Annotated in this window: 9 protein-coding genes; 6 read left to right on the forward strand and 3 right to left on the reverse strand. The window is 68.8% G+C overall.

What is annotated here, in order from left to right; genetic code table 11:
- The first annotated feature begins 4 nt into the window (after positions 1 to 4).
- The 6 genes from ACLKOY_RS12260 to ACLKOY_RS12285 all read left to right on the forward strand — a co-directional run bounded on the left by ACLKOY_RS12260 (position 5) and on the right by ACLKOY_RS12285 (position 10,118).
- Positions 5 to 691, forward strand: coding sequence for a hypothetical protein (locus ACLKOY_RS12260; protein ID WP_436453842.1), 687 nt, complete (start codon positions 5 to 7; stop codon positions 689 to 691).
- A complete protein-coding gene (locus ACLKOY_RS12265; RefSeq protein WP_436453843.1) occupies positions 688 to 2,718 on the forward strand; it encodes an alpha-galactosidase in 2,031 nt (676 codons plus the stop codon). Before ACLKOY_RS12260 ends, ACLKOY_RS12265 begins: the two co-directional genes overlap by 4 nt.
- The gene (locus ACLKOY_RS12270; RefSeq protein WP_436453844.1) at positions 2,715 to 3,608 is read left to right on the forward strand and encodes a family 43 glycosylhydrolase; all 894 of its coding nucleotides are present in this window, start codon (positions 2,715 to 2,717) and stop codon (positions 3,606 to 3,608) included. The genes ACLKOY_RS12265 and ACLKOY_RS12270 overlap by 4 nt, the downstream gene beginning before the upstream one ends.
- Positions 3,605 to 4,606: a hydroxyacid dehydrogenase gene (locus ACLKOY_RS12275; protein ID WP_436453845.1), complete on the forward strand. Its 1,002-nt coding sequence runs from the start codon at positions 3,605 to 3,607 to the stop codon at positions 4,604 to 4,606. The genes ACLKOY_RS12270 and ACLKOY_RS12275 overlap by 4 nt, the downstream gene beginning before the upstream one ends.
- Positions 4,606 to 6,198 (forward strand): glycoside hydrolase family 43 protein, encoded by a 1,593-nt coding sequence (locus tag ACLKOY_RS12280; protein ID WP_436453846.1) that lies wholly within the window; start codon positions 4,606 to 4,608, stop codon positions 6,196 to 6,198. The genes ACLKOY_RS12275 and ACLKOY_RS12280 overlap by 1 nt, the downstream gene beginning before the upstream one ends.
- Before the next feature lie 92 nt (positions 6,199 to 6,290).
- On the forward strand, positions 6,291 to 10,118 hold the full coding sequence (locus ACLKOY_RS12285; RefSeq protein ID WP_436453847.1) for a carbohydrate-binding protein: 3,828 nt from the start codon (positions 6,291 to 6,293) through the stop codon (positions 10,116 to 10,118).
- A gap of 90 nt (positions 10,119 to 10,208) precedes the next feature.
- On the opposite strand, the gene ACLKOY_RS12290 is transcribed toward ACLKOY_RS12285, so the two are convergent.
- From ACLKOY_RS12290 to ACLKOY_RS12300, 3 genes are all read right to left on the reverse strand, one after another.
- Positions 10,209 to 11,297, reverse strand: coding sequence for a LacI family DNA-binding transcriptional regulator (locus ACLKOY_RS12290; protein ID WP_436453848.1), 1,089 nt, complete (start codon positions 11,295 to 11,297; stop codon positions 10,209 to 10,211).
- A 79-nt stretch (positions 11,298 to 11,376) separates the two neighbouring features.
- Positions 11,377 to 11,601, reverse strand: coding sequence for a multidrug transporter (locus ACLKOY_RS12295; RefSeq protein WP_436453849.1), 225 nt, complete (start codon positions 11,599 to 11,601; stop codon positions 11,377 to 11,379).
- Positions 11,588 to 12,970, reverse strand: a complete 1,383-nt coding sequence (locus ACLKOY_RS12300) for an APC family permease (protein WP_436453850.1) — start codon at positions 12,968 to 12,970, stop codon at positions 11,588 to 11,590. Before ACLKOY_RS12300 ends, ACLKOY_RS12295 begins: the two co-directional genes overlap by 14 nt.
- Between the last annotated feature and the right edge of the window lie 26 nt (positions 12,971 to 12,996).

Here is a 12,996-nt window from a genome sequence, read left to right on the forward strand (position 1 = left end):
CACCATGACCACCTCGCGACTCGGATGTCTGCTCGGCTACGACGGTGTGATCGCGACGCTGCTGCTGGGTGCCTTCCGGTACTTCCTCGTGTCGCTCGCGTTCGTCGCGTGTCTCGTGCCGGTGCTGGCCTTCCAGGCACTGGTCGGCTGGCAGGCCACCCACATCGCGCTCTGGCTGGGCGCCGCCGCAGTGCTGCCCGTCGCTCCGGCGCTGCACGGACTGACCAAGGCCGCCGCGGGACTCCTCGACTCCGAGCCGCACGTCGCCCGGATCTTCTGGAGCGGGTTCGCGGACGCCGTGCGCCACCGCTGGGGCTCAGCACTCGCGTTGAGCGCTGCAGTGCTCGTGCTCGGATACGACATCGCCCTGCTCGGGGCGGATGCCGGTGTGCTTCTGGGCGCCGTCGTCGTCGTCGCCGTCGTCGCCGCGATCGTCGTCGCCGCCGCGTTCCTCTCGGATTCGCCCTTGCGCGGCGCCGCGTATGCGCTCGCCGCGGCACGGATCGTCCTGCAGCGCCCTCACCTGGCTCTCGTCTGGCTGCTGCTCGCGGCTCTTGCGGCTCTCGCCACCTCGCTTCCGGTGATCGGCGCGGTCGCCTGGTTGTCGACGCCGGCGCTCGCCGCGGTGGCCGCCACGATCTGCACCCGCACGCTCGGCTTCGATCCCGCACGTGAGCGGGTGGGCGCATGATCACCCGCATCGGCGGATTCACGATCGCGGCGGGAACTGACGGCCCGGCGACCCTCGCGGTCAGCGACGGCCATCCCGCACCCCTCGTCGAGATCTTCACCGCCGCAGAGCAGCGTGCGCGCACGAGTCAGGCCTACGTGCGCTCGGCTCTGGGGGCTCGGCTGCGCATCGAACAAACGGAGGCCGCAGCTACGGATGCCGACCCCGACACCGTGACGCTCGTGCAGCGCGACGCCCTCACGGGGCTCGAGGTCACGAGCGTGCTCGCGCTCTCGGGCACGGCCCTGCGCGTGCAGCACACGCTGCGCGGCACCGGGGCGGATCCGGTCGTCATCACCGCGGTCAGCTCGGCCAGCGTCGGATTCGGTGCGGGCCCGCATGCGGGGGAGCAGTACGACCTCCTCACCGCGCGCAGCGAATGGCTGGCGGAGAACCGCTGGCACCGTCGTGCCCTGGCCGACGAGCTCCCCCCGCTGTCGCTGCCGATCCACGCGCAGGACGGTCGGGGCCACGCGACCCTGACCAGCCATGGCGCCTGGTCGACCGGCGAACACCTGCCTGTCGGGGCTCTGGTGCACCGGGGCGACGGTTCGGCCATCGCCTGGCAGCTGGAGAGCGGTGCGGGGTGGCATGTCGACCTCAGCCAGGGGCTCGAAGGCCTGACCCTCTCGGTGCTGGGTCCCACGGATCTCGAACACCAGTTCGCCCATGTGCTCCAGCAGGGTGACGAGTTCATGACGGTGTCGGTGGCCCTCGCTGCGTCGGCCCAGGGATTCGAGGGGGCGATCGCCGCGCTCACCTCGCATCGCCGAGCGATCCGCCGCGTCGACGGCCCCGACCTGCCGATCGTCTACAACGACTTCATGAACACGCTCATGGGGCAGCCCTCGTCCGAGGCGCTGCGCCCGTTGATCCGGACCGCCGCCGAGGCTGGGGCAGAGGTCTTCTGCATCGATGCGGGCTGGTTCGCCGACCCCGAGATCGGCGACTGGTGGGACACGGTCGGCGAGTGGCAGGAGGCCCCGAGCCGGTTCGACGAGGCGGGGCTGCGTGGCATCATCGACGATATCCATGCCGCGGGGCTGCGCTCGGGACTGTGGCTCGAGCCCGAGGTCGTCGGGGTCGAGAGCCCCGTCGCTCAGACTCTGCCGGACGACGCCTTCTTCCAGCGGTTCGGAGTGCGCGTGCGCGAGCACGACCGCTATCACCTCGACTTCCGGCACCCTGCGGCACGGGCGCACCTCGACGACACGGTCGATCGGATCGTCCACGAGTACGGCGTGAGCTTCCTGAAGCTCGACTACAACATCAACCCCGGTGCGGGCACGGAGTGGCAGGCGGCGGCAGCCGGTGACGGCCTGCTCGGTCACATCCGCGCTTTCGGCGACTGGCTCGACGACGTGCAGGCCCGGCATCCGCAGCTCTTGATCGAGAACTGCTCATCGGGTGCGATGCGGGCCGACTACGCGCTGCTGTCGCGCACGCACCTGCAGTCCACGAGCGACCAACAGGATTTCCGTCTGTATCCGCCGATCGCGGTATCCGCCCCCGCATCCATCCTTCCCGAGCAGGCGGGCAACTGGGCGTACCCCTCGGCGGCGATGACGGATGCCGAGACCGCGTTCACCCTGGTCACGGGGCTCAGTGGCCGACTGTATCTCTCGGGCTTCCTGGGCGAGCTTCGGGAGTCGCAGACATCGCTCGTCGCTGAGGCAGTGGGCCTGCATAAGGCGCTCCGTGCGGGTCTCGCCGAGACCGAGCCGTTCTGGCCGCTCGGTCTGCCGGAGTGGGATGACGAGACCGTGTGCCTGGGACTTCGGGCCGAGGGGCAGACCCTGCTCTTCGTCTGGGATCGATCCGACGTGCCCCGCTCGTTCACGATCCCCGGCGTCCACAGCGGCGCGACGCTGTTCCCCGCACCATCCGCCGACGCATGGGCGGTCGAGAACGACGCCGATGGCATCCGCATCGAGACGGCCGCCGGGCTCGGCGCCCGCGTTCTCCGTGTCAGGGAAGGCCCGTCATGAGTGGCAGGATCCGCACCGGAGAGCTGCTCACCGACGACCGCGGGCGCATCGCGCAACTGCACGGCATCGGCATCCAGCGGGTGGGTTCGTACTGGTACGCCTGGGGCGAGGACAAGAGCGCCGGAGACCGGTTCGCGGCTGTGGCCTGTTATCGGTCCACCGACCTCACGGACTGGGAATACCTCGGCGATGCGCTCACCGCCGGCATCGGAGACCTCGCGCCCGATCGCATCGTCGAGAGACCGAAAGCGCTGCGTCGTTCCGACGGGAGGTGGGTGCTGATCGCGCACATCGAGAGCGCCGACTACTCCGACGCCAGGGTCGGCTATGCCGTCGCCGACGACCCGCACGGGCCGTTCGAGTATCTCGGCAGCGAGCGACCGCTCGGCAACCTCAGCCGAGACATCGGTGTCTACCAAGAGGGCGGCGTCGGCTATCTGCTCTCCGAGGACCGCGACAACGGCTTGCACATCTACCGACTGCGACCCGATTACTGCGGAGTCGAATCGATCGTGGCGACGCTGCGCCAGCAGGATCGCCCCGAGATCGGGTACGAGTCGCCGACGCTGATCCGCCACGACGATCTGTACTACCTGTTCGGTTCGGATCTCACCGGCTGGGATCTGAACGACAACAAGTACGCCAGCGCCCCCGCACTCGAGGGGCCGTGGTCACCGTGGCAGGACTTCGCACCGGCCGGCAGCCGCACGTTCGACTCACAGGTGAGTGTCGTGTTGCCGGTCGAGGGCGCGCACGTGTACATCGGCGATCGCTGGAATCGAGACGATCTGGCGTCCTCTGCGCCGGTCTGGCTGCCGTTGCGGGTCGAGAAGGGTCGCGCCGAACTGATCTGGCGCGACGACTGGAGTATCGAGGAGCTGAAGAAGTGAACGCCCGACCACACGCGATCGCCGCGATGAATCCGCCCGCACTGGCCGAGAACCTGTTCGGCCCGCACCGGGCGCGCCTGAGCGGTCTGGTCGACATCAGCGCCGAGGTGCTCACTGATTTCGACAGCGATATCGCTTCGCACCTGATCGGCGACGTCGAGATCCTGCTCGCCGGCTGGGGGTGCCCGCGCGTCGACCGCGACATGCTCGACCGGATGCCGAACCTGCGCGCGGTCGTCTTCGCCGGCGGAACCGCGAGCGCCGTGCTCGACACGGTCGAGGCCGCCCGCCGTGGCATCGTGTTCACGAATGCGGGAGAGGGCAACGCCCAAGCCGTGGCCGAGTATACGGCGGCGACGATCGTGCTCGCCGGCAAGCGTGCGAGATACGCCGAGCAGATCTACCGCGAGGGTCGCACCTTCGTCGACCGCGAGACCGACCTGATCGACAGCGGCAACTTCGGGCGAACCGTCGGACTCGTCGGGGCGTCGCGCATCGGCCGACGCGTCGCACAGCTGCTGCAGTCGACCGACCTGCGAGTGCTCATCTACGACCCGTACGCATCGGAGGAGGAGATCGTGTCGCTCGGCGGGCTCAAGGTGGCTCTCGACGATCTGCTTGCGGGGTCCGACATCGTCTCGCTGCACGCCCCCGCGACGCCGGAGACCGAGCACATGGTCGCGTCGCGCGAGCTGGCGATGATGCGTGACGGAGCCGTGCTGATCAACACGGCTCGCGGCTCGCTGATCGACCACGACGCCCTGCGTGTGCACCTGCGTGCTGGGCGGATCGATGCGATCCTCGACGTGACGGAGCCCGAGCCGCTCGCCGCGGACGATGAGCTGTGGACTCTGCCCAACGTGACCCTCACCCCGCACATCGCCGGGGCCACCGGCAACGAGCTCCATCGTCTCGGCCGCGACGTCGTCGACGAGGTCGCTCGATATGTCGCGGGTGATGCCTTCGTCGGGTTCGAGCGGATTCCCGGGGTCGTGTGATGGGCGTGGTGCGCAATCCGATCCTGCGGGGATTCAACCCCGACCCGTCGATCCTGAGGGTCGGCGACGACTACTTCATCGCCACGAGCACGTTCGAGTTCCACCCCGCGGTGCGCATCCACCATTCGACCGACCTCGTGAACTGGACGGTCAGGGGCCATGCACTCGACGTGGGCTTCGACCTGCGTGGCATCCCCGATTCGGGTGGCGTCTGGGCCCCGAGCCTGTCTCACTCCGCCGGGCTGTTCTGGCTCGCATACTCGGTCGTGCGCTCGATGGACGGCGACGACAAGGACATCGACAACTACCTCATGACCGCCGCGAGCATCGACGGTCCGTGGAGCGAGCCCGTGTATCTGGGCTCCCGAGGATTCGACTTCTCGTTCTTCCACGACCCCGACGGCACGCACTGGGTGGTCGGGGTGCAGTGGGACCAGCGGCCCGAACATCCGTCGTTCGGGGGTCTCGTGCTCGAGCAGTACCTGCCCGATGAGAGGCGCACATCGGGTGAGGCGCGAGTGATCCACCAGGAATCGACCCTCGTCGAAGGCCCCAATCTCTATCGCATCGACGGCTGGTACTACCTGTTGATCGCCGCGGGAGGTACCGGGTGGAACCACGCGATCACGGTGGCGCGATCTCGACAGCGCACCGGACCTTACGAGCGCGACGTTCGACCGTTCGTGCTGACCAGCCGTGATGCCCCCGGGCTCGCGTTGCAGAAGGCCGGGCACGGCGAGCTCGTGCAGACACCGAGCGGGGAGTGGATGCTGGTGCACCTCGCCAGTCGGCCGACGCTGCACCTCGGCGAGCGGTTCAGCACGCTCGGGCGCGAGACCTGCCTGCAGCGGGTCGTGTTCGACGAGGACGGCTGGCTGCGGCTGGCGCAGGGCGGGCACCATGCAGCGGTGCAGGTCGAGGTCGACGGGGACTTTCCCGACCGACAAGCCGTGCGTGGCTTTGTCGAGCGTTTCGACGCGCCGGATCTCGACACGAGGCGGTGGTCGACGCTGCGCGCCGCGCTCGCACCCGGTGTCGCCGACCTGACCGCACGGCCAGGATGGTTGCGGCTGCGCGGCGGACACTCGCCGGCATCCGTCTTCGATCAGTCGATGATCGTGACGAGGGTCGAGGAGCATCGGGCCATGTTCGAGGCGACGGTGGATGCCGAGCCCACCAGCCCGCGCGAGGTCGCCGGGGCGATCGCCTGGTACGACCGCAGCGGCTGGATCTGGCTGCAGCTGTGCGGGGATGCCGAGACCGGCCGGCATGCGCGCGTCGTGAGCCGAGATGGAGCGCGCACCACTCGCTCCGCGCCGGTCCCAGTGCCGGATGGGTCCGTGCGGATGCGTCTGACGCTCGACGGACCCGACCTGCGGTTCGCCGTCGCCGCGGTCGGTGATGATCACTGGACCGACGTACCGGGCGTCCATCCGGCCTGGACCCTGTCGGACGACCACGGCGACCGGCTGCGGTTCACCGGACTGTTCTTCGGCGTCCGCGCGGACGATCTCGATGGCCGCGGGTGGTCCGCCGATCTCACCGACGTGTCTCTGGGATACGACGAGGCCGATTCGGCGGGGGAGGACTGACCCGCACCTCCGAACCCCTGACCGTCGCGAAGTTCCTGCTCCTGCATGCCCTCGCGCCGTCGCTCGACGGCGCCGTCACGGAAGAGAGATCGATGAAGATCGAACAACGCAGCATCCGAAAGACCGTCGGTGCGCTGACCGCCGGGGTGATCGCCCTCAGCGGGGCGCTCCTCGTCGCACCGTCGCCCGCCTCCGCGTCTCCGGTCTCGGCCGCGCCACCGGTCTCGGCCGCCGCGCAGACGCCCGTGCCCGAGATCATCGAGACGGTCAGCGACGCCGGCTTTGCGCATCCGGCGATCGGTTTCACGGCCGACAACCTCGAGAACATGCGCACCCAGGTGCTCGCCGGGGTCGACCCGTGGGCCAGTTACTACGAGGCGATGGTCGATACCCGCTATGCGGCGATCGACTACCGCGTCGAGAACGCGCAACCCGGCACCGACAGCCCGAAGAACGACGCCTACGCGAGCGTCGGGATGCGCTCCATGGCGCAGCGCGACAGCATCGGCGTGATGACCCAGGCACTCGAGTACGTCGTCACGGGTGACGAGCAGTACCGCGCGAACGCCCTGCACGGGCTCCGGGCGTGGAGCAGTCTGGACCCGGCGAAGTACGAGTACTTCGCCGACGCACACATCCATACCGGGGTGCCGCTGTATTACATGCTGATCGCGGCCGAACTGATCCGCAGCACCGAGCCTGTGAACGCCGACCTCGCCGGATACGATCTGCGGTGGACCGATGCCGACGAGCAGCGCATCGAGGACAACCTCGTCCGCCCGGTGCTCGACACTTTCCTGTACTCGAACAACAGGCTGTGGAACCAGCACCTCTACGGCGTGATCGGCATGATCTCGGCGGCGATCTTCCTCGACGACGCCGATCTGTATGCCGAGCGCGTGGAATGGTTCACGGTCAACGCCGGCTACGAGAGCGAGCACGACCTGTACGGCGGCAACGTGAACGGATCGTTGGAGCAGCTGTTCCGCGAGATCCCGGCAGACGCCCCAGGCAACACGACCGGCGCTCCGTTCGTGCAGCATATGGAGATGCTGCGCGACCAGGCCCACGGTCAGGGCGATGTCGACATCTTCGTCGCCCTCGCCCGCATCCTCGATTCGCAGGGCACGAAGGTCGATCCTACCTCCGGCACGGTGTCGGAGGCGGCGGATGCCGTCTCGCCCTATGACTTCCTCGACAACCGCATCCTCGACGGTGCCGACACCTTCTACGCCTTCATGATGGGAGAAGAGGTGCCGTACGTGCCGGCCACCGAGGGCGGCGCGATCTCGCAGGCATATCGCGGTCGTCTGCAGGATCCGCTCAGCGAGGCGTATCTGCAGTACCGCTACGTCGCCGACGTCGATGTCGCCGCCGAGGCGCCTCATGTCGCCGAGCTCTACGAGCAACGCGATGGTCCGCTGTACTACTACGGCACGGCCGTGCAGAACTTCTGGAGCGACCGGGGATCCGACTACACCGGAGCCGAGTACTGGGTGGCATTCCCCGAGGAGCTCGCCGAGGTCGACGATCCTGTCGCTCCGCTCGCCGCAACTGCCGAGCTCTCGGTGCGCACTTTCGGCACACCTCTCGGCGATGGAGCCGTCCGCGAGGAGGACGGCGACACGTCCTTCATCCGACTCGATGCCGGTGCCGACGACGCGAACCTCGCGATCCGGCGCGCGATCTGGAGTGACCGAGCTGCTGCGCAGTCGCTGGTCGGCGTGAAGGTGCGCAGCGACGGCACCGCACGACTGCAGGCCTCACGAACCGCGGAGGAGTCACCGTTCGCAGAGATCGTCGTCCCCGACACCGATGGTGAGTGGCGCTACGTCTGGCTGGATCTGGCGCTCGCGAAGACTCCGGGTGCGGTGGGCGAGAACATCCTGTTCCTCCGGGCGACCGGTTCGGACGCGAAGGTCGACGTCGCGGGACTCCTGGCGCAGGCGAACGGTGTCATCACCCCGCCCGTGTTCGCGGATGCTCCCGAGCTCGATGCGGTGCTCGTCGCCGGTGAGAAGTGGACGCGCAGCGTGCAGACGACGGATGCCGCCGGCGAGACCGTGACCCTCGCGCTGCAGGATGCCCCGTCGGGCGCGATCCTGCAGGGCAACGAGCTGAGCTGGTCACCCGCCCAGCCGGGGGTCGCGCAGATGACCCTCGCGGCGTCGGACGGCGCGACGGTGACGGCGCTGCCTGTGACTGTCACCGTGGCCGAGAGCAGAGATGCCGCGATCGACGAACTCGTCGGACGCGCGGGCGGGAGCGAGGAGCACACCTCGGCGAGCTGGGCGCGTTTCATCGAGGCGCGCGCGAGCGCGGAGCAGGGAGTGCAGGGAGCGGATGCCACAGCCTTCGCGGCACTTCTCCAAGGCCTCGGCGATGCGGTCTCGGGACTCGTGGAACTCAACCCTCTGCTGGCTGACGACACTCTCGACTACCGGGGGCTCGTCACGGCTGCGCCACTCACGGCGGCACAGCTGACCGCGATCACCGACGGCGACAACCAGACGACCTGGGGTGATCAGCGTGTTCCGAACATCGTGTTCGACTTCGGTTCGGCGTTCCGAGTCGGGGTCGACCGCTTCGGCATCCAGGCCAGAGACACGTTCGCCAACCGCGCTGAGGGCACGAACGTCTACGGCTCAGACGACGGGGTGACGTGGACGCTGCTCACCGAGCATCCGAACGTGGGCCAGGACTCGTCGATCGAGTGGATCGATGTGCGCGAGGAGGTGCAGGGCCAGCCGTTCCGCTTCATCAAGTTCCAGGTGGACGAGCCCGGCGTGCCGTCGGATCCCGCCTATCCGGGAATCTGGAGCGTCGCCGACATTCGCATCGATGGCTCCCGCACCGAGGCGGTCGGAATGATGGACACTGTCTCGCTCTCGTCGCCGGATGCCGTCGCCGGGCGCATCGTGGCGGGTGACGGGGTCGAAGTGTTCATCACCGGCCCTGCGGGCAACACCGATGTCGCGGTCACGGTGCTCGGAGATGCCGCGATCGTGACATCTCCCGCGGCGGGCCAGTGGGTTGCGAATGCCGCGGTGCCCGAGAGCGCCCAGCGCGGTGCACGGGTTGACTTCACGGTGGACTTCACCACGGCCGATGGCCGCGATGCCGACACGATCCACGCCACAACTGACGGATCGAAGCTGTTCCTGTCGAGCGACAGCGGACGCGTCGACTCGGCGTTCCGCGAGGCGACGGTGCTGCGCCCCGACGGCGTCGCCGATGCCGCGTGGACGCAGTACACGGCGAAGATGCTCGACGGCGATCCGGCGACGCACTCCGACACCCGACTGAACTCCGGTCTCTACGGCAACGTGTGGGACTTCGGCCCCGACACGACCGTGTCGCTGAGCGGCGCAGAGCTGCTCGTGAGGCAGGACGGCTACGGCACCTCGCGCATCGCGGACATGCGGCTGGAAGGCTCGAGCGACCTGCAGACATGGACGCGACTGACGCCCACGGCTCCGGCGAAGACCCTCGACTGGCAGCAGTGGACGGTGAGCGACGACGCGTCCTTCCGGTACATCCGACTCGTGAACGGCCAGATCCTGAATGTGGCCGAACTCATCGTGTTCGGCGAGGTGTCGACCGCTCCGTCCGTCCCGGCCTGGGACCCGGCCACGGTCTACGACACCGGTGACGAGGTGTCGCACGGTGGAGCCGTCTTCACGGCGCAGTGGTGGACGAGCAACGTGCAGCCCGGCAGCACCGCCACCGGCTCGTGGATGCAGCAGGGCGCAGCCGTGCCAGCGGCGGGAGGCGACGTGCGCGCGTGGACGACGTCGTACGTCTATGTCGGCGGCGAGACCGTCGCGCACGATGGGCACACGTTCCGCGCGAAGTGGTGGACCCGCAACCAGGAACCGGGCGACGCGAATGGTCCATGGGAGGATCTCGGCGCCTACTGAGTGGAGGCGGAGCGGTGCGGTCGCGTTCTCCCACCGCACCGCTCCGTCGCCTCCAGGTGTGATCACCCGCTTCTGCGTGGGGGCGGGCTATCAGCCGCGCACAGGGCCTGTCGACCCGCGGACGATCAGCTCGACCGGCAGCACGGCAGGGGCGTCGTAGACTCCGCCGACGGCGATGCGACCGGCGAGCTCGCCCACGTCGTGGAACGGGGCGCGCACGGTCGTCAGCGACGGTGTCAGGTCGGCGACCAGCTGCATGTCGTCGAAGCCGACGACTGAGATCTGCTCCGGGATCGCGATGCCCCGGGCGTGCAGTGCGCGGCAGACGCCGACCGCCATGACGTCGGTCTGGCAGACGATCGCCGTCACGTCGGGGTGGCTGTCGATGAACTCGACCGTGGCCGCGGCCGCGTCATCCGAGGAGTTTCCGCTCCGCACGGTCAGCTCGGCACGGAACTCGATGTCGGCGCCCGCGAGTCCGTCCTGGTAGCCGAGGAAGCGCTGGTGCGGAGTGGTCATGTCGTCGAGAGAGCCCACGAAGGCGATGCGGCGATGCCCGAGGCTGACGAGGTGCTCGACGCCGGTGCGCACCCCTCCGCGGTGGTCGTAGTCGATCGACGCGATATGGGGGCGACCAGGGAGAGCGGCACGCCCGCACAGGATCAGCCGGGCGCCCACGCGTGCGAGTGTGTCGGAGTATCGCTGCGCGCGCTTCTCGAACTCCTCCGTCGCGGGCGTCGAGCCGACGAGGAGCACAGCAGCGACCCGCTGCTCGCTGAGCGTCTCGATCAGTGCGGCCTCTCGATCGGGGTCGCCGCCGGTGGTGCACATCGTGAGCAGATGGCCGTTCGCGGTGGCGACGTCTTCGGCGCCACCGGCCATTGTGGCGAAGGTCGGGCCGACCATGATGCTCGAGACGAACGCGATGCTGCGGCGACCGACGCCCATCATCGAACGGGCGAGGCCGTTCACGACATAGCCGAGCTCCTCGGCCGCGGCGAGCACGCGGGCATGGCTCGCCGACTTGCCCGCCGCGCGTCCGGACAGCACTCGTGACGCGGTCGCACGGGAGACTCCCGCCGCTGCCGCCACCTCGGCGAGAGTCGCACCGCCACCGCGTTCGGGCCCGGGAGTCGCGTTGCGACGGGTGGGTGGGTCGTCGTCGATCGTGGTGGTCACAAAGGGAATCTATCGCGATGACAGACCGCAAGCGCGGGCGACCCGCAACTAGTTCCGCTCGCTCTGCTGCCCGCGCCGGTCACCGCTCCGGTTCGTCGTCGGTCTCGACCCCGGGTCCGGGGCCGGGGCGCACCGCAGCATCGGGGGCGATGTCGATGCGGGTGTTGCCGTCGTGCTCCGAGACCTCGATGCGAGGCGCGGCGTCGGCTTCGGTCGCGTCCGGTGCCGCGGTCAGCTGATCGTGGCGCTTCTCTTCGCTGGTCATGGCGTCGTCGGACTCGGGGGTGTGATCAGGCGTGCTCATGGTTCTCCTTCGTGGTGGTGGATGAGGGGGTTTCGTCACTGCTGTGCGTCCGGGCACGGTTCCGGCCCCAGCGGGCGAGCAGATAGAGCACGGCGCCGACGGCCAGCAGGATGGCGCCGAACAGCCAGACGACGGGGCGCTGCTGGGTGAGCAGCAGGATGCACGACGCGATGCCCAGCACCGGGATGACGGTCCAGATGCGGAAGTGGTCGTGCTCGACCCGGTCGCGCCGCAGCACGAGCACCGAGACGTTGACGCTGACGAAGACGAACAGCAGCAGCAGCACGACGGTCTCGGCGAGCGTCGCCAGGTCGCCGACCAGCGTCAGGCCCATCGCGACGAGGGTCGTGGTGAGGATCGCCACCCAAGGGGTCTTGCGGTTCGGCAGCACGCGGCCGAGCACCGGGGGCAGCAGGTTCTGCTCGGCCATCCCGTAGGTCAGCCGGCTGACCATGATCATGGTCAGCAGCGCACCGTTGGCGACGGCGATCAGGGCGATCAGGCTGAACAGCCATGAGGGGATGCTGGCGCCGGCAGCCTCGACGACCGAGAGCAGCGGCCCGCTCGACTCCTGCAGCTCGGATGCCGGCAGCGCGATCGAGCTGGCGACACCCACGAGCACGTAGACCGCGCCGGCGGTGAAGAGTGCGCCGAAGAGCGCGCGCGGGTAGGTGCGCCGCGGGTTCTTGACCTCTTCGATCATGTTCGCCGAAGTCTCGAACCCGACGAAGGAGTAGTACGCGATCACCGCTCCGGCGAGCACAGCCATCGCCGCGGGAGTCCCCTCAGGAGTCTGGGTGAGCCGCGAGGCATCGCCACCGCCGGCGGCCACGAACACACCCACCACGACGATGACGATCACGAGACCGCTCAGCTCGATCGCGGTCATGACCAGATTCGCGCCGAGCGACTCGCGGATGCCGCGGGCGTTGAGCGCTCCGACGATCGCGAGGAAGACGATCGCGACGGGGATCGTCGGCAGGTCGAAGAACGTGCCCAGGTAGTCGCCGGCGAAGGCGATCGCCAGACCGGCGGCGCTCGTCACGCCCGCCGCGAGCATGCTGAATCCGACCAGGAACGACACGATCGGGCTGTGGAAGGCGCGCTCGGCGAAGACTGATGCCCCGCCCGCGCGCGGGTACTTGGTGACGAGTTCGGCGTACGACCCGGCGGTCAACAGGGCGAGCAGGAGCGCGAGCAGCAGCGGTGCCCACAGCATCCCGCCGACCTTCTCGGAGAGCACTCCCATCAACGCGTAGATCCCGGCGCCGAGCACATCGCCCAGGATGAAGGCGAACAGCAGGGGGCCGGTGATGGCGCGACGCAGCCGGGTGGGCTCCTCCGCGGTCGCGGCAGTGTCGGAAGTCATCCTGAAACCGTACGAAATCGCCACTC

It is taken from the genome of Microbacterium sp. K2 (genome assembly GCF_051365005.1).
In the GTDB taxonomy this organism is placed as follows: domain Bacteria; phylum Actinomycetota; class Actinomycetes; order Actinomycetales; family Microbacteriaceae; genus Microbacterium; species Microbacterium foliorum_B.